Source organism: Neoaquamicrobium sediminum, assembly GCF_013240295.1.
Taxonomy (GTDB): Bacteria; Pseudomonadota; Alphaproteobacteria; order Rhizobiales; family Rhizobiaceae; genus Aerobium; species Aerobium sediminum.
The window spans coordinates 101774-118764 of record NZ_JABETK010000005.1 but is presented as its reverse complement, the minus strand read 5'-3'; the positions used below and the strand labels follow the sequence as shown (position 1 = coordinate 118764).

Here is a 16991-nt window from a genome sequence, read left to right as displayed (position 1 = left end):
GCCTGCGGGTCGGAGTGACCCGCAGGCATAAGCCGGTTCCCAGTCGTGCAAGGTCAGTCTGCGAGGGATCGAGAAATGGAAAGCAGCCCCATCGAAGTATCCGTCGAAGGTGGCGTGGCCATCGTCACTATCAACCGGCCCGACCGCAAGAACGCGCTCTCGGTCGCCGCCGCCAACGGATTGGTCGATGCATGGGAGCGGATCGAGGCCGACGATACGGTCAGCGTTGCGATCCTGACCTCGGCTGATTGCGGCGTCTTTAGCGCCGGGCTAGACCTCAAGGAGGCGGCAGAGATCGCGCGAAATGAGGGCGTCGACATCCTCAGCAAGATGCGCGACCCCTTTCACGACACGATGCGCGCCTGTCGCAAGCCGATCATAGCTGCCATGACCGGCTCCTTGATGGCTGGTGGGATGATGCTGGCGCTGAACTGCGATTTGCGGGTCGGACTCAAAGGAACCAAAATCGGGATCACCGAAGTCAAGATCGGACGCGGCTCGCCCTGGGCAGCGCCGGCGCTGTGGATGCTGCCGCAGCCTGTCCTGATGGAAATCGTTCTGACCGGCGATCTCATGCCGATCGAGCGGCTGCACGGTTACGGCTTCACCAATTATCTTGAAGACACGCCTGATCTGGTTCGCGAACGGGCCCGCGACCTCGCACGTCGGATCGCCAGTGCCGCACCGCTTTCGGTAGTAGCTGCGAAGGGCAGTGTGCGCGCGACCATGGATCTGGGCTGCGCCGCCGGGCTGGAAGAGGGTAAGCGCCTGCACGAAGTGGTCTATGCCAGCCAGGATGCCATCGAGGGCCCGCGGGCCTTTGCCGAAAAACGCGCGCCCGTCTGGCAAGGCCGGTAAAGGAGAGAGAGGCATGGGCGAATTGATGCGGCTTGATCGTGATGGGCCTGTGGGCGTTTTGCGCTTTCTATGCACGGAACGGCGCAACCCTTTCAGCATTGCATTCGTCGAGGCGCTCATCGCCAATCTGCGTCAGGCCGAGATGGACGATGCGATACGTGCCGTGGTGATGACCGGCGGCGAGCATTTCTCAAGCGGCGGCGATCTTGTCGGCTTCCGCGCCGAGATCGCCAAAGGCGCCCGCGCCACCTCGCAGATGGTCGACATGGTCCACGACGGCGGTCGTGCCGCCTATCAATTCAAGAAGCCACTCATCGCTGCGGTGAATGGAATCGCCTATGGCGCGGGGCTAAGCCTGGCGCTGTCGGCCGATATCGTCGTGGCTGCCGAGGATGCGCGCCTCTGCGAGGTCTTTGCCAAGGTCGGCGGCTGCCCCGACACCGGGTCGAGCTGGCTCCTTCAGCAGCGCGCCGGGGCTGGGGTGGCCCGGATGCTGGTGCTTACCGGCCGCGAGATCGACGGACGAACGGCTCGCGAGCTGCGTGTAGTCGAGGAATGCGTCCCGGCCGAGGAGGTCGAAAACCGAGCAATCGAGATCGCGCGAGAGATCGCCGCCCACCCCGCCTTCGGCATGCAGACAACCAAGCGTGTCATGCGGGCGGCTGCCGAATGCTCCTACCTCGAGGCTCTGGAGATCGAGCGCGATGCGCAAAGCGTGCTGCTTTGCGCCCATGATTTTCCCGAGGCCATGAACGCCTTCCAAGAAAAGCGGCCGCCACGGTTCAAGGACTGCTGATTGCGGCCAAAGACGTTCAAACAGTCATAGGAGAAACGCCGATGAAGGTGCTCGTGCCCGTCAAACGCGTGATCGACTACAACGTGAAGGTTCGCGTGAAAGCGGATGGGAGCGGTGTCGATCTCGCGAATGTGAAGATGTCTATGAACCCTTTCGACGAGATTGCGGTTGAGGAGGCGATCCGTCTGAAGGAAGCGGGTACGGCGGACGAGGTCGTAGCAGTTTCGATCGGGGTGAAGCAGGCGCAGGAGACGCTGAGAACGGCGCTGGCGATGGGGGCGGACCGCGCGATCCTGATTGTGGCGGCCGCAGATGTGCATCAGGACATCGAGCCCCTGGCGGTGGCGAAGATCCTGAAGGCGGTGATCGACGAGGAGCAGCCGAACCTGGTGCTCGCCGGCAAGCAGGCGATCGATAACGATATGAATGCCACCGGGCAGATGCTCTCGGCGCTGCTGGGCTGGAGCCAGGCGACCTTCGCCTCGGAAGTGAAGGTCGAGGGCGGCAGCGCCGTGGTGACGCGCGAGGTCGACGGCGGGCTGCAGACCGTCAAGGTCAAGCTGCCGGCGATCGTGACGGTCGATTTGCGCCTCAACCAACCCCGCTACGCTTCGCTGCCGAACATCATGAAGGCCAAGAAGAAGCCACTCGACGAGAAGACGGCGGCGGATTACGGCGTCGACGTGAGCCCGCGGCTCGAAGTGGTGAAGACGGCCGAGCCGGAAACACGCCAGGCTGGCGAGATCGTGCCGGATGTCGATACGCTGGTGGCGAAACTCAAAGAGAGGGGGTTGGTGTGATGGCTGTTCTTCTGCTGGGCGAAGTAAATGACGGCGAACTGGCACTGGACCCCACCGCCAAGGCGGTGAATGCCGCCAAGGTGCTGGGCGAGGTTACCGTGCTCTGCGCCGGGGCTTCGGCGGCAGCCGCCGGCGTGGCAGCCGCGACGATCGAGGGCGTGGCGAAGGTTCTGGTGGCCGAGCATCCGGCGCTGAGCCACCGCCTTGCCGAGCCAACTGCGGCAATGATCGTAAGCCTCGCGGGCGACTATTCGCATATAATGGCCCCGGCCACCACCGACGCCAAGAACGTGATGCCGCGGGTGGCCGCGCTACTGGACGTGATGGTGATCTCCGATGTCTCGGGCGTTGTCGATGCTGAAACGTTCGAGCGCCCGATCTATGCCGGCAACGCAATCCAGACGGTGAGATCGAAGGACGCCAAGAAGGTCGTGACCCTCCGAACCTCGGCTTTCAAGGCCGCCGGCAAGGGCGGCCCGGCCAAGGTGGAGACCGTAGATGTGCCCGGTGATCCGGGCCTGTCGGAATGGGTAGAGGACAAGGTGGCCGAAAGCGACCGCCCCGAACTGACCTCTGCCGGGGTCGTAGTCTCTGGCGGCCGCGGCGTCGGCTCGCAAGGAGACTTCGCCCTGATCGAGAAGCTGGCCGACAAGCTTGGCGCAGCAGTGGGCGCCTCGCGGGCCGCAGTCGACGCCGGCTTCGCGCCGAACGACTGGCAAGTCGGCCAGACCGGCAAAGTCGTGGCGCCCGAGCTCTATGTTGCAGTGGGCATTTCCGGGGCGATCCAGCACCTTGCAGGGATGAAGGATTCCAAGATCATCGTCGCAGTCAACAAGGATCCGGACGCCCCGATCTTCCAGATCGCCGACTACGGCCTTGTGGCTGACCTCTTCCAAGCCGTACCCGAGCTGATCGAGAAGCTCTGAGACGCGTTATTCGAGGATCTCGCCTTGGTTAATTGGCCGCCCATTTTACGAGCCGGGCCGCCGAGGAACACAAGATGTTCCCGGGACAACGCGAGAAAGCGGGAAAACCGTGCGACGCATAGTTGCTACAGATTTGACGCGAGGGTAATCCTATAGCGCCGCGAAGAACCGCCGCCAGCGGCTCATGCTCGCGTGATGGTTTCCGGAGCTGGAAAGCCGTTCAGTCCTCCACCACTCCGCTCAGAATCTCTTCGCTATGTTCACCAAGGCGCGGCGCGGTGCGCAGATCGTGCCGCGCCGGCGTGGCCGAAAACTTCACCGGAGGTTTGGTTGTCCAGATGGCGCCTTCGGTGGGATGCGCCACGCGTTGGAAGAAGCCGGTTGCCTTGATGTGGGAATCCTGCGGCAGGTCGGGCAGCATGCTCACCGGCATGACCGGGATGTCGGCTTCCTCCATCAAGTCGATCCATTCCTGTGTGGTCCGCGACGGCGCGAACTGCGCTACCATGTCATAGACCGCGCCGATATTGCGGCTGCGTTCGTCCATGTTCGTCACCCACGGATGACAGAGCATGTCTTCACGTCCGATGGCGCGGAAGAAGCGGGCCCATTGCGCGTTGGAATAGGGAAGGATGGTAATATACCCGTCCTTCGTCTGGACCGGACGGCGATGCGGCACCAGCATACGGCTGTAGCCGAAGCTTTGCGGGAGGTCTTCGAATGTCGCGGCGGCCATGTGCTCCACCAGCAGAAACGACGCCAGCGTTTCGAACATCGGCACCTCGACATGCTGCCCCTCGCCGGTGCGTTCCCGGTGGTAGAGCGCGGCCATGACCGCCCAGGCCGCCGTGACTCCGCCCAACTTGTCGGCCAGAATGGTTGGCGCATAGGAGGGCGGCGCGCCGGGGTCGCGCATCGTGGCCAGCCCCGCCATGCCCGAGACCGCCTGAACGCTGTCATCATAGGCGGGCTTGTCGCGGTACGGCCCGTCCGACCCGAAGCCCACGGCAGCCACGGTAATCAGGCGGGGATTTTCACGGCGCAGGGCGTCCGGTGCCAAGGACAAGCGGGCCAGCGCTGCAGGGCGAATGCTGGATATGAAGACATCGGCGTCGCGCAAAAGCCGGCGTAAAGACCGCCGGCCGTCATCGGTCTTGAGATCCAGCACGACGCTGCGTTTGTTACGATTCACGCCCAGAAAGGCTGCACCCATGCCGGGGTTTTGAGCCGGCTGCACCTGGCGCAGCATATCGCCCTCGGGGCTTTCTACCTTGATGACGTCGGCCCCCAGATCACCCAGCATCTGCGTGGCCAAGGGACCGAACACGACCGAGGTCATGTCAATGATCCGGACCCCCGACAGAAGTGCGGGTCTTGCTTTGCTCATGTCTGGTCCTCACCCGCCACGGGCGCGGCGAACTCCCGTCGGATCGCCGCATTATGCGCCCCCAGCGCAGGCGAGGCGCCCAGCGGCACATTTTCGCCCGACCTGCGAATCGGTGGTGTCGGTAGACCAATTTCGCCCGACGGGCACTGAATGAGCGTCCGGTCGAGCTGCGGGTGGCTGGAAAGCGTCGCGACGTCGTTGACCGCGCCCGAGGCGATGTCGGCTTCACTCAGGAGCGCCAGCATCTGCGCCCTGTCGAGCGCAGCGAAAGCGGATTCGATCATCGGCTGCAGCACATCCCGGTTGCGGTTGCGGTTGTCATTGCCGTCGAAACGCGGATCCTCAACGAGTTCGGGCCGCTTCAGAACCGCGTTGCAAAAGCGCGCCCATTCGCGCTCGTTCTGCACCGACAGTACGATCTGGCCGCCATCGCGGCAGGTATAGGCGCCATAGGGGCAGATCACCGGATGACTGAGGCCCACCCGAGGCGTTGGACGTCCGGCACAATCGTGAAAGATAAGCGGCACCGCCATCCAATCGGCCATGGTGTCGAACATCGCCACGCTGACGCCGCGGGCGCGCCCGGTGCGCTGGCATTCGATCAGCGCTTCGCAAATCCCCGCATGGGCGGTCATGCCCGTGGCGATGTCGCACACCGAAATGCCGACCCGTCCGGGTCCGTCCGGCGTGCCGGTGATCGATGCCAGTCCGCTCTCGCATTGCACAAGCAGGTCATAGGCCTTGGCATTACGCATCGGCCCATCATCGCCGTAGCCCGTGATATCGCAGGTGACGAGCTGCGGGAAACGCGCGCGCAGCGATGCCGAATCCAGTTCCAGCTTTTCGAGCGAACCGGGGGCGAGGTTCTGCAGGAACACATCGGCGCGGGCGAGAATCCGTTCCAGCAGCGCACGATCGTCTGGGTCCTTGATATCAAGCTCCAGAGATTCCTTGCCCCGGTTAAGCCAGACGAAATAGGCGCTTTCCCCGTTCGCCGCTCTATCGTATCCGCGAGCAAAATCGCCCGATCCCTTGCGCTCCACCTTGATGACCCGGGCACCCGCATCTGCAAGGCGCGACGAGCAGAATGGCGCGGCAACCGCCTGTTCTAGCGCAACCACAAGCAGCCCATGCAGCGGGCCCTTTTCGTCGATGTTCATATTCTTCTCGAACGCGTGAATTTTGAGCTTGCCAGAAATCTAACATCTGTTAGAAATATCGTCAACTCAGATGACCTGGAAGCGCAGTTAGGGAAGGGTGGTTGAGAATGCACGAAGGCCCGGATGTAGCCTTTCGAAGGGGGCTGGCAGAAGGCAAGGTGGTTCTTCCCAAGTGCAACGCGTGCGGACGTTTCCACTTTTTCCCGCGCGTGGTCTGTCCGCATTGTTACGCAACATCGTTCACGTCACACGAGATTTCGGGCAGGGGCGAGATCCATACCACAACGGTCGTCAGGCGCGCGCCCGATAGGGGCGGCGATTACAATGTCTGCATCGTCGAACTGGAGGAACGGGTTCGGATGATGAGCCGCGTTGAGGGCGTTGCGCCTCCTGACGTGGAGATCGGCATGGCGGTGATCGCCTATGCGGGAGAGATCGACGGCACCCCCGCCGTGCTGTGCAGGCCGGAAGGGGGCTGAAGAGGTGGAGAACAAGCTGCGCGGCAAATCTGCGATCGTGGGCACCGGACACGCCGGCTTCGGCGAGGCGCCCGGACTGACGGCCTACGACATCATGGCGCAGGCGGGCTTGGCGGCACTGGCGGATGCGCAGCTGAAACTGTCCGATGTGGACGGACTCTTTTGCACGATGATGGAAGACAGCATGCCAGCGTTGATGGCGGCGGAATATCTTGGCATCCGCCCGCGTTTCGTCGAGGGGACGATGACCGGCGGCTCTTCGTTCGTCAACTACATCACCGCGGCCACCATGGCGCTCACAGCGGGGTTGTGCGATGTGGCGCTGATCGTCTACGGCTCGAACCAGCGCAGTGGGTCGGGCAAGCTCGTTACGGCCTCGCGGCCGCCGCCTTACGAACAGATCTATCGCCCGCGCTATCCGATCTCCGCCTATGCTCTTGCGGCGGCGCGGCACATGCACGAATTTGGCACCACGCGCGAACAGCTGGCCGATGTGGCGGTTGCCGCGCGGGCCTGGGCGCAGCACAATCCCGAGGCCTTCGCGCGCGGCGACCTGACACGCGAGGATGTGCTCGCCGCCCGCATGGTGAGCGATCCGCTGACGGTGCGCGACTGCTGCCTCGTCACTGATGGCGGCGGGGCGATCGTGATGGTTCGATCCGAGCGGGCGAGGGATTTCCCCAAGCCGCCGGTTTACGTTCTTGGCTCCGCCGCCGAGAGCACGCATCGACAGATTTCTCAGATGCCGGATTTCACCGTCACGGCGGCCAGGGAGTCGGGTGCGCGCGCCTTTGCCGCAGCAGGGGTGACTCCGTCCGACATCGACGTGGTCGAACTTTACGACGCCTTCACCATCAACACGATCCTCTTTCTGGAGGATTTGGGCTTTTGCGAGAAGGGCGAGGGCGGGGCCTTCGTCGAGGGCGGGCGGATCGCGCCGGGGGTGAGTTGCCGGTCAACACCAACGGCGGCGGGCTCTCCTGCGTGCATCCGGGCATGTACGGCATCTTCACGGTGATCGAGGCGACCCGCCAGATCCGGGGCGATGCGCCGGGACTTCAGATCGCAAATATTGATCTGGCGCTCGCCCACGGCAACGGCGGCACGTTGTCGAGCCAGGTCACTGCAATTCTGGGCTCGGAGAACACGTTGTGAGACGACTGGGGAGGCGAAGCGATGCCGCTCAATTATGAGGCTCTCTCCAACTGGGAGTTTGAAGATGTAGCGCAAACCCTCACCGAGCGCGACACCATGCTCTATGCGCTTGGCTTGGGCTTTGGCGAGAATCCGACCGACGAAAAAGAACTAGCCTATGTCTATGAGGACGGGCTGATGGTCGTGCCGTCAATGGCCGTCACGCTTGGCTACCCCGGTTTCTGGCTGCGCGATCCGCGCACCGGGATCGATTGGAAGAAGGTCTTGCACGGCGAGCAGTGGCTGGATGTCTACAAGCCATTGCCGGTCAAAGGTGAACTGATCGGCCGTACCAGGATCGATCAGATCTCCGATAAGGGCGAAGAGCGCGGCGCGGTCATCTATCTGAGCCGTGACATCATCAATGCGGCCAGTGGCGAGACGCTGGCCAAGGTCTCGATGTCGACCTTCTGCCGCGGCGACGGCGGGTTTGGCGGCGAAAACAAACCGGGACCGACGCCTGCGTCCATCCCCGAGCGTGAGCCCGACCATGTTTGCGATCTTGCGACGCTGCCACGCCAGGCGCTGATCTATCGCCTGTCGGGCGATTACAACCCGCTGCACGCTGATCCCAAGGTCGCCCGTGCGGCAGGGTTCGAGCGCCCGATCCTGCATGGCCTGGCCACCTACGGGCTGGCGGCCCGCGCCATTCTCAAGACGCTCTGCGACTATAACGCGAGCCGGCTGACCGGACTGGATGTGCGCTTTTCCGCCCCGGTCTATCCGGGCGAGACGGTGCGGTTTCATATCTGGCGGGAAGGCAACGAAGCCCGATTCAAAGCCTCGATCCCCGAGCGTCAGGTCGTGGTGCTGAACAACGGCGCAGCCCGCTTCGCCTGAGGACAGCGAACATGGCTCAGCCGCTCAGCGATATTCTCGTGCTGGATTTCAGCACGCTTCTGCCTGGCCCCTTGGCGACCCTGATGCTAGCCGAGGCCGGGGCGGAAGTTGTCAAGCTGGAGCGCCCCGGCACGGGCGAGGACGCGCGTCATTCGGCGCCGAAAATCGACGGCGTCAGCATCGGTTACGCGATCCTGAACCGCGGCAAGAAATCGATTGCGCTGGATTTGAAGGCTGAAGGTGCGGTGGAGAGCCTCCGTCCGCTGATCGAGAAGGCCGATGTCCTGGTCGAGCAGTTCCGCCCCGGCGTGATGGATCGGCTGGGCTTGGGATATGAGGCGGTGCGTGCCATCAATCCGGGCATCGTCTATTGCTCGATCACCGGCTACGGACAGACCGGGCCGAAACGGGATTTTGCCGGCCACGACCTGAACTATGTCGGCGACGCCGGAATCCTGTCGCTCAGTCGAGGTCCGGACGAGCAGCCGACAATGCCGTTCGCGCTGGTGGCCGACATTGGGGGCGGCAGCTACCCGGCGGTGCTCAATATCCTGCTCGCCCTGCGCGAGCGCGATCGTACGGGGCAGGGCGCCCATCTCGATATCGCCATGGCCGAAGGTGCCTTCGTTTTCGCCTATTGGGCTCATGCCAAGGGCGTTGTCGCCGGAGAGCCGATTGGCAATGGCGCCGACCGGTTGACGGGCGGACTGGCGCGTTACCGGCTCTATTCCGCAGCCGACGGGCGGCAGATCGCCGTGGCGGCACTGGAAGAGAAGTTCTGGCAGGCCTTCTGCCAGGTGATCGGACTCAGGACGGAGCTGCGCGACGACCTCGCCGATCCGCAAGCAAGCTCTGCCGAAGTTGCCCGCCTCTTGGCGGCACATCCGGCCTCGCACTGGGAACCGCTTCTGGCCGAGGCCGATTGCTGCTGCACGGTGGTCAAGACCCCGGCCGAGGCGGCATCCGACGACCATTTTGCCAAGCGTGGCATATACGGCCGGCAAGTGCGATCGGGGAACGGCGCGTACCCGCTCTGCCGCTTCCGATCGCGCCGGCTTTTCGCGCGCCGCCCTCCCGCGACGAGGCCGCGCCCGATCTCGCACGTGACAACCGCTATTTCGGGCTGCCCGACCCATGAGACACCGCCAAGAACGCCGAACCATTGACGGTGGCAGCGTGGTCCATTAATCTAACAGGTGTTAGAATTGCTTCTCCCAGAAGGTGGATATGATGACGACCTCCCAAGAAGAGCTCCCGGAAGAGGCCGCGAGATACGTCGTGCCCACGTATTTCGTGAACAGCGACAGCCCCGAGGTCCAGCAGTTCGTCGCCCGGGCTCTGCGCGATCTACCCAACGATGCATCGAAGAGCGATAAGGCGATCCGCCTATTCGAGGCGGTGCGGGACGGTATCCGTTATGATCCCTACACCTTCGCCTTGACGGCCGATGCTTACCGGGCGAGCGCCATCGCCGGAGCGGAGGCCGCCTTCTGTGTGCCCAAAGCGATCCTCTTGGCGGCCTGCCTGCGCGCGGTCGACATTCCTGCAGCGCTGGGATTCGCCGATGTGCGCAACCATCTGAACACGCCCAAGCTGCGGGAGCTGATGGGCACCGATCTCTTCGTCTATCACGGCTACGTGCAGCTCTGGCTCGACGGCAATACCTATAAGATCACGCCTGCGTTCAACATGGAGCTGTGCGAGCGGTTCGGGGTCAGGCCGCTAATCTTCGATGGCAACAGCGACGCCCTGTTTCACGAATTCGACGTCAAGGACCAGCGGCACATGGAATATGTGAACGATCGGGGGCTCTACGTCGACGCACCGATGGAGGAATTCCTGCGCCTTTTCAAAAGGACCTATCCCAAGCTCGAGCAGTTCAATCGCGAGCGCATCTCGCACAGCGCCGAAGGGGTGGACGCCGGGTTTGCGGCAGCGGGCAAGGTCTCATGAAATATCTGGAAGATTTCCAGCCAGGTCAGATCTACAGGTTCCGCGCAGAGCCGCTGAGCAAGGAGGAGATCATTGCGTTCGCGCATGAATGGGATCCGCAGCGGCTGCACACCGATGAGAACTATGCCGTGTCCGTCCACGGCAGCCTGATCGCCTCGGGCTTTCAGACGATGCTGCAGGTGTTCAAGCCAGTCATGCATGGAATGATGCCGGAGATCGCCAATATCGGGGGTTGGGTTTCGATTCGCTGAGATGGCCTCGGCCAATTCGGCCCGGCGAGGCGCTGGACATCGAACTGGAAGTCTCTTCGGTCACACCTTCGAAGAGCAAACCGGATAGGGGCGTGCTGGCCTACACGCTCAGAGCCATGAATCCCGCAGGACAGGTCGTGTTCACTGCCGATACTCCGGTGATGATCAAGCGCCGGCCCTCGGAGGAAAAATGAGCAACGCTGCACATCACGACCAGGACGATTTCCGCCTATTGCGTCAAAGCGTCCGCACGCTGTTGGAGCGCGCGGGCGGCGTGGCGCGAGCGCGCAAGATCAGGGACGAAGGCGGCGGCTGGGATGCGCCCGTGATGACGGAACTGGCCGAGGCTGGCGTGTTCGGCGCAGTGGTTCCCGAAGAGGCCGGCGGCCTCGGCATGGGGCTGGCCGCCGCCGGTATCATCGCCGAAGAAGTAGGCCGGGCGATCGCGCCCGAGCCTGTGGTCGCCTCGGTTGGGCTCGCAATTGGCCTTTTACGCCGACTCTGCCCCGAGCATGCGCTTCTGACCGAGGCGCTGGCCGGCACGACGGTCCTGGCAACAGCATGGCAGGAGCGTGACGCCAAAGGTCTCTCCAACACCCTGTCATCTCGGTTCGAGAACGGCGCTCTGACCGGGATGAAATCATGGGTCGCGGGGGTGGCTGCTGCAAGTGGCATCCTCGTCGTGGCGGAGACCGGCGGCGGACCGGCTCTCGTTTTGCTTGAACCCGGCGGCAAGGGCATAGCCTTCGACAAACGGCGTCAGTCCGATGGCAGTATACTGGCCGAGCTACACCTGTCGGGCGCGCCAGCCGAATTGCTCGCAAAGGGCCCGGCCGTCGCAAAGGCTCTGGAAGCTGCGGTCAGCGACACGACGGCGCTGACGGCGGCCGAGCTTGTCGGGGTCAGCGCAAAGGCGCTGGAGATCACGCTCGACTACATCAAGACGCGCGAGCAGTTCGACAAGCCGATCGGTTCGTTCCAGGTCATTCAGCATCGCGCGGTGGACATGCATGTCATGCAGGAAGTGGCCGAAGCGGGCGTGCGCGACGCGCTAGGCCTGATGGACGCGACAGAAGCCCCGCGCCTGCGTGCCCGCCAGGCCAGCCGCGCCAAGGCCCGGGCTTGCACCACGGCCAGGAAGATCACGCGCGAGGCCATCCAGCTGCATGGCGCGGTCGGCTACACCGACGAGTTCGACATCGGGCTTTACCTGAACAGGGCGCTGGTGCTCTCGGCCTGGCTGGGCGACGACGTCCATCACCGGCGGCTCTGGCTGAACGCCCGCAACGCAGAGGAGGCCGCCGAGTGATCGACTACAACGCCATGAGCGACGCGGACTTCCGCAGTGAGATACGGCAGTTCTTCGAAACCGAGTATCCCGAAGAGCTGCGCAATCTTTCGCATCGCCCGAAGTTCGCCGAAATCGAGCACTGGCACCGCAAGCTTCATGCCAAGGGCTGGGTCGCACCGGCCTGGCCTGCGGAGTACGGCGGCATGGGGCTGAACGCGGCCAAGCTTCTCATCTTCTATGAGGAACAGCAGCGTTGGGGGTCGTGCGCGGCCGCGACATGGGCGTGCAGATGGTCGGTCCGCTCATCATCAAGTTCGGCACCGATGCTCAGAAGGCATACTGGCTGCCCCGCATTCTGAGCTGTGAGGACATTTGGTGCCAGGGCTATTCCGAGCCGGGCGCAGGGTCCGATCTGGCGAACCTGCGCACGAACGCCGTGATCGACGGGGACGAGTTCGTGATCAACGGACAGAAGATCTGGACGACGATGGCGCATGACTCGACGCACATTTTCATGCTGGTGCGCACCGATCCGAAGGCCCCAAAGAAGCAGCAGGGCATCAGCTTCATTCTTGTGCCGATGGATCAGCCGGGGGTCGAGGTCCGAACGATCACCACGCTGGCGGGCGAAACCGAGTTCTGCGAGGTCTTCTTCGACGATGCCCGCACCCCGTGCGAAAATCTGGTCGGCGAACTGAACAAGGGCTGGACCATGGCCAAGTCCCTGCTCAGCTTCGAGCGGGTGTTTATCGGCGCACCGAGTCTGGCCCAGAACGCGCTTGGTCAGCTTGAAACCTACGCCCGCGGTGCCGGCCGCTTCGACGACCCGGTCTTTTGCGATCGGTTCGCCGAGGTCGCGCTCGATGTCGAGGATCACGCGGCGCTTTACGCGCGCTTCGCCGATCAACTCAAGCGGGGCGAACCGCTGGGTGCGGATGTCTCGATGCTCAAGATCTGGGTGACCGAGACGTTTCAGAAGATCACCGAACTCATGATCGAGGTGGCAGGACCCGACGGCGGCACCCTCGGCCCATTGCAGGTCGGCAATGTTGGCGTCGATGTTCTGGCGGCCTTCTACAAGGCCCGGCCGACCACGATCTACGGCGGGTCGAACGAAATCCAACGCAACATTCTATCGAAAGCTGTCCTGGGCCTGCCGGGCTGATCACGAGGGAGGATTTATGATGTCCGATCGTTACGCGAAATACGACAAGCTGAAATTCGATTATCCGGCCGAGCGCGTGCTGCGCATCACTTTCGACCGGCCCGAGACCTTCAACTCGGTGGACGCCGAGACCCACACGCAGATGACCGATATGTGGATCGACATCGATCGCGATCCCGACATCAATGCGGTGATCGTCACCGGTGCAGGCAAAGCGTTTTCGGCGGGCGGCGATTTCAGTCTGATCGAGAGCATGATCGGCAATTCGCACGAGATCATGAAGACGTGGAAAGAGGCCAGGAACCTCGTCTACAACATCATCAACTGCAACAAGCCGATCATCTCGGCGATTAACGGTCCTGCGGCCGGCGCCGGCCTGGTCGTCGGAATCCTGGCCGACGTGTCGATCGCGGGCAAGAAGGCCAAGATCGTTGACGGCCATCCCCGTCTCGGCGTCGCCGCCGGTGATGTCGCCGCGATCATCTGGCCGCTGCTGTGCGGCATGGCCAAGGCGAAATACTATCTGATGACCTGCAAGCCGGTCTCGGGCGAGGAAGCAGACCGGATCGGCCTGGTGTCGATGTGCGTCGAGGATGACGTTCTGCAGCAGACCGCGCTCGACATCGCGACCGAGCTTGCGAATGGCTCGCAGAGCGCGATCCGCTGGACCAAATACTCGCTCAACAACTGGCTGCGTCAAGCCGGACCGATCTTCGACGCCTCCACCGCCCTCGAGATGCTGGGTTTCATGAGCGAGGACGTGAAAGAAGGCGTCCTGTCGCATCGCGAGAAGCGCGCGCCAAACTTCCGCAAGGACTGTCCGATCTGACCCGTGAGTAGCAGGGGAGACCATAAAGCAATGTCCATTGACATCTATCAGGACATCGCGACCGCCTACAGCGCAGCTGCAACGAAGGCACCGGGACTGAAGGCACGGTTCGCCGCGGCAGGGTTCGACCCTGCGAAGGTTTCATCTCTTGCGGATCTTTCCCGGTTACCGGTGATGAAAAAGAGGAACTTCTTAAACTCCAAAGAGAGAGACCGCCATTCGGCGGGTTTCTCGCCGCCGACCTGACGGATGTCTCGCGCATTTATGTCTCGCCCGGCCCGATCTTTGAACCGGCGCTGCCCGGTGGCGGCGGGCACGGGCTGGACCTGCTGTTCAAGACCGCCGGGGTCGGCAAGGGGGATGTCATTCTGAACACCTGGATGTATCACCTCGTGCCGGCCGGGCTTCTCTTTGACGAGGCGGCGCAGGCGCGGGCGCCACCGTCATTCCCGGCGGCGTCGGCAACACCGAATTGCAAGCCCAGATCGTCGTCGAGACCGGCGTCACTGCCATCTGCGCGTCGACGGCTTTCTTCCTAATCCTGGCCGACAGAGTGATCGAGACCTATGGCGCGGCGCCTGGAAAGTGAAGACCGCCTTTCTGGGCGGGGAGATGGGCGACTGGATGGCCAAGCGCCGGCGGATCGAGGCTGATTACGGCGTTTCCACCTGGGCGGCCTATGCCACCGCTGATCTTGGCCTTGTCGCGTATGAGGATGGCGGCGACGGCTATGTGGTGCATCCGGACCGCGTGGTGCAGATCTGCGATCCTGTCCGCGGCGACCAGCTCCCCCACGGCGAGACGGGCGAGGTCGTGGTGACCGCACGCGATGCTACCTGGCCGATGATCCGCTTTGGCACTGGTGACAGCGCCCTCGCGCTGGAGAGGAACCAGGACGGCAGTGTGCGCCGGCTTTCGGCGCTGCAGGGCCGGGTGGGCGCGGCGGTGAAGGTGCGCGAGATCTTCGTCTACCCACGCGTGATCGAGGAGGTGGTGATTGCCACACCCGGCGCAATAGCGGCTCAGGCCGTGGCGACGCGCGAAAACGACCGAGATCTTATCCGCATCTCGATCGTTCTGCAGGAGGGCGCCGACCGCATTGCGGCCGAAGCGGCGGCCAAAGAAGCGTTCCAGCGCCATGCCCGCATCCGTGCAGACGAGATCATCTTCATTGATGCGCTTCCCGAGGACGCGCCCCTCATCGTCAATGGCAAGGACATCTGAAGCCACAGCTCAAGCTCCAGCGACGGTCAAGCGAGCGCCACCAAAGCAGGTGTGAGCCTCACCGTCGACGAACCCATACTCGATTCAGGAGAAGGCCTCTTGAAAGTTCTCGTCCCGGTGAGGCGGTGGTCGAGGCGAGCGTGAAGCCGCGCGTAGGCTTTCGGTAGACAAAGCTCTCCAATCGCTGCATCTATTGGAAATTATGCCTCAGTTTCCCTTCCATTCGCCACCGGTGGCAGGACAAGTTATCTCGGTTGCGCCAGGGGTTCTCTGGGCCCGCATTCCGCTGCCGTACCGTCTTGATCACGTGAACGTCTATCTTGTCCAGGATGGCGACAGCTGGACGCTGATCGACACCGGCATCAATACGGACGAGGCGAAGGCAGCTTGGCAGGCTCTCTTGGGAGGACCGCTATCGCATGTCTCCATTTCGCGCGTCGTCGTGACCCATCATCATCCGGACCACATCGGGCTTGCAGGATGGCTTTGCGGCAAGTTTGGCGCCGAAATGCTGACAAGCCAGACTGCCTATATGACTAGCAGGGTCATCTCCCTTGCCCCGCACGAGACGGGGCTTCGCCACTATTTCGATTTCTATGTTAACCACGGCATGAGCGAGGAAGGCGCCGGACTCGTCGCCATTCACGGTAGCGAATATCTGATGCTCGTTGCGGAACTGCCTCCCACCTTTCTCAGGCTCGTTCTGGCCGACAAAATCACGATCGGACGCCGGGAATTCAGGGTGATCACTGCGGACGGGCATGCCCCCGAGCAGATCCTTCTTTACTGCGAGCAGGATAGGCTGTTGTTCGCTGCCGATCAGATCATCGAGAAGATCTCGCCCAATGTCAGCGTGTTCGCCGGCGAGCCTAATGGCGACCCGCTCGGACATTTTCTCAGGACACTGCGCTTTATGCGTCAGGAACTGCCGGACGATGTCCTGGTGCTGTCGGGGCACGGCCGCCCGTTCTACGGGCTGCATGAACGATGTCTCGAACTTGAGGCACACCACGAAGGACGCTGCCAACGGATCCGGGAAGCATGCGCAAAAGCGCCGCACTCAGTGGCGGATCTCGTTCCTATCCTCTTCACCCGCAAGCTCGACGCCCACCAAATGAGTTTCGCGTTCACGGAAACGCTGGCTCATATCAACCGGCTGGTACGAAGATCGGAACTGGCCGCGGTCAGAACTGCGGAGAAGGTCCGCTATGTCACCACCTGATATCCCAGGCGCGTGAGAACGATAATGTTGCCGTGCCTGTGGGGCGTCATTCTTGTCATGGTTCCGAGTGGATGCTCCAACAACGCCGCGGAAAGGGCCCTGCGGAGTTTGGCCCTCGGACGAAAATCATGGCTCTTCGCCGGGTCCGAACGCGGGGCCGACCGCGCGGCCGTCATGTCGCTCGGGCTCAACCGCGACCTTGTCGCCGCCGTGCATTCCATATGGCGGGCTCGTCTTCCGCGACGTCACCACGGTCCGCTTCCCGGCCAAGGCGGCGGACGCCGCCGTCGACGGGTTGATCGCCGTCACCTACGGCGCGGGCGGCCATGCCGGCCTGATCAGCCCTTTCGCAGCGCTGCACGAGATCCGGCAGATATTCGACGGAACGCTGCTTGTCGGCGGCGCGCCTGATGGGTGCGGACTTGGTCTATATGAGCACCTGCTCCATGGCGACGGCCGAGGCGGTCGAGCGACAGAGACAGATGCTACCTAAAGTGAAGGCAGCCGATATCGTCTATACTCCGGCCGTCAGTGGCGCGCCAGGCAATTTCCTGCGCGCAAGCCTCGCGACGGCGGGCAGGAACCTCCGACGACCTCACTCAGCTCAAGAGCGGCG

General features: G+C 63.0%; 19 protein-coding genes and 2 pseudogenes. 19 read left to right on the top strand and 2 right to left on the bottom strand.

Going from position 1 to position 16991, the window contains the following annotated elements:
* Nucleotides 1–75: 75 nt before the first annotated feature.
* From HK436_RS28240 to HK436_RS28225, 4 genes are read left to right on the top strand one after another with little or no spacing between them, the layout of a single operon-like run.
* Nucleotides 76–858 (top strand): enoyl-CoA hydratase-related protein, encoded by a 783-nt coding sequence (locus HK436_RS28240; RefSeq protein ID WP_173194940.1) that lies wholly within the window; start codon nt 76–78, stop codon nt 856–858.
* Between the two features lie 13 nt (nt 859–871).
* Nucleotides 872–1654 (top strand): enoyl-CoA hydratase/isomerase family protein, encoded by a 783-nt coding sequence (locus HK436_RS28235; RefSeq protein WP_173194939.1) that lies wholly within the window; start codon nt 872–874, stop codon nt 1652–1654.
* A 41-nt stretch (nt 1655–1695) separates the two neighbouring features.
* Nucleotides 1696–2454 carry an electron transfer flavoprotein subunit beta/FixA family protein gene (locus tag HK436_RS28230; protein WP_173194938.1) on the top strand — a complete coding sequence of 253 codons (759 nt, stop codon included), beginning with the start codon at nt 1696–1698 and terminating at the stop codon, nt 2452–2454.
* Nucleotides 2454–3380, top strand: a complete 927-nt coding sequence (locus HK436_RS28225; RefSeq protein WP_173194937.1) for an electron transfer flavoprotein subunit alpha/FixB family protein — start codon at nt 2454–2456, stop codon at nt 3378–3380. Before HK436_RS28230 ends, HK436_RS28225 begins: the two co-directional genes overlap by 1 nt.
* A gap of 220 nt (nt 3381–3600) precedes the next feature.
* Here HK436_RS28225 and HK436_RS28220 read toward each other — a convergent pair whose 3' ends face one another.
* Both HK436_RS28220 and HK436_RS28215 read right to left on the bottom strand, forming a co-directional pair.
* Nucleotides 3601–4767, bottom strand: a complete 1167-nt coding sequence (locus HK436_RS28220) for a CaiB/BaiF CoA transferase family protein (RefSeq protein ID WP_173194936.1) — start codon at nt 4765–4767, stop codon at nt 3601–3603.
* On the bottom strand, nt 4764–5927 hold the full coding sequence (locus tag HK436_RS28215) for a CaiB/BaiF CoA transferase family protein (protein WP_173194935.1): 1164 nt from the start codon (nt 5925–5927) through the stop codon (nt 4764–4766). Before HK436_RS28215 ends, HK436_RS28220 begins: the two co-directional genes overlap by 4 nt.
* 107 nt (nt 5928–6034) lie before the next feature.
* Here HK436_RS28215 and HK436_RS28210 point away from each other — a divergent pair, with 107 nt between their 5' ends.
* The 15 genes and pseudogenes from HK436_RS28210 to HK436_RS28150 all read left to right on the top strand — a co-directional run bounded on the left by HK436_RS28210 (nt 6035) and on the right by HK436_RS28150 (nt 16868).
* Nucleotides 6035–6406: a Zn-ribbon domain-containing OB-fold protein gene (locus HK436_RS28210; protein ID WP_173194934.1), complete on the top strand. Its 372-nt coding sequence runs from the start codon at nt 6035–6037 to the stop codon at nt 6404–6406.
* Nucleotides 6351–7561 (top strand): annotated as a pseudogene (locus HK436_RS28205) (thiolase family protein). The gene HK436_RS28210 and the pseudogene HK436_RS28205 overlap by 56 nt, the downstream one beginning before the upstream one ends.
* A 21-nt stretch (nt 7562–7582) precedes the next feature.
* Complete coding sequence (locus tag HK436_RS28200) at nt 7583–8440, top strand: MaoC/PaaZ C-terminal domain-containing protein (RefSeq protein ID WP_173194933.1); 858 nt, start codon at nt 7583–7585, stop codon at nt 8438–8440.
* A gap of 11 nt (nt 8441–8451) precedes the next feature.
* A complete protein-coding gene (locus HK436_RS28195; RefSeq protein ID WP_206680619.1) occupies nt 8452–9606 on the top strand; it encodes a CaiB/BaiF CoA transferase family protein in 1155 nt (384 codons plus the stop codon).
* 61 nt (nt 9607–9667) lie between these two features.
* The gene (locus HK436_RS28190) at nt 9668–10393 is read left to right on the top strand and encodes a transglutaminase-like domain-containing protein (RefSeq protein WP_244649502.1); all 726 of its coding nucleotides are present in this window, start codon (nt 9668–9670) and stop codon (nt 10391–10393) included.
* On the top strand, nt 10390–10644 hold the full coding sequence (locus tag HK436_RS30760; RefSeq protein WP_206680618.1) for a hotdog family protein: 255 nt from the start codon (nt 10390–10392) through the stop codon (nt 10642–10644). The genes HK436_RS28190 and HK436_RS30760 overlap by 4 nt, the downstream gene beginning before the upstream one ends.
* A 190-nt stretch (nt 10645–10834) precedes the next feature.
* Nucleotides 10835–11953, top strand: coding sequence for an acyl-CoA dehydrogenase family protein (locus HK436_RS28180; RefSeq protein WP_173194932.1), 1119 nt, complete (start codon nt 10835–10837; stop codon nt 11951–11953).
* Nucleotides 11950–12294 carry an acyl-CoA dehydrogenase family protein gene (locus tag HK436_RS30755; protein ID WP_206680617.1) on the top strand — a complete coding sequence of 115 codons (345 nt, stop codon included), beginning with the start codon at nt 11950–11952 and terminating at the stop codon, nt 12292–12294. Before HK436_RS28180 ends, HK436_RS30755 begins: the two co-directional genes overlap by 4 nt.
* Nucleotides 12198–13100: an acyl-CoA dehydrogenase family protein gene (locus HK436_RS28175; RefSeq protein WP_312860797.1), complete on the top strand. Its 903-nt coding sequence runs from the start codon at nt 12198–12200 to the stop codon at nt 13098–13100. The genes HK436_RS30755 and HK436_RS28175 overlap by 97 nt, the downstream gene beginning before the upstream one ends.
* Before the next feature lie 16 nt (nt 13101–13116).
* Nucleotides 13117–13929 (top strand): enoyl-CoA hydratase/isomerase family protein, encoded by an 813-nt coding sequence (locus HK436_RS28170; RefSeq protein ID WP_244649501.1) that lies wholly within the window; start codon nt 13117–13119, stop codon nt 13927–13929.
* Nucleotides 13930–13959: 30 nt separating this feature from the next.
* On the top strand, nt 13960–14175 hold the full coding sequence (locus HK436_RS30750; protein WP_206680615.1) for a hypothetical protein: 216 nt from the start codon (nt 13960–13962) through the stop codon (nt 14173–14175).
* Nucleotides 14176–14514: 339 nt separating this feature from the next.
* Nucleotides 14515–15153 (top strand): phenylacetate--CoA ligase family protein, encoded by a 639-nt coding sequence (locus HK436_RS30745; protein ID WP_206680614.1) that lies wholly within the window; start codon nt 14515–14517, stop codon nt 15151–15153.
* 202 nt (nt 15154–15355) lie between these two features.
* Nucleotides 15356–16375 carry an MBL fold metallo-hydrolase gene (locus HK436_RS28160; protein ID WP_173194931.1) on the top strand — a complete coding sequence of 340 codons (1020 nt, stop codon included), beginning with the start codon at nt 15356–15358 and terminating at the stop codon, nt 16373–16375.
* A 75-nt stretch (nt 16376–16450) separates the two neighbouring features.
* Nucleotides 16451–16552: pseudogene (locus tag HK436_RS28155) on the top strand (IS66 family transposase); the annotation flags it as partial.
* 22 nt (nt 16553–16574) lie between these two features.
* Nucleotides 16575–16868: a nitronate monooxygenase family protein gene (locus HK436_RS28150; RefSeq protein WP_173194855.1), complete on the top strand. Its 294-nt coding sequence runs from the start codon at nt 16575–16577 to the stop codon at nt 16866–16868.
* Nucleotides 16869–16991 lie beyond the last annotated feature (123 nt).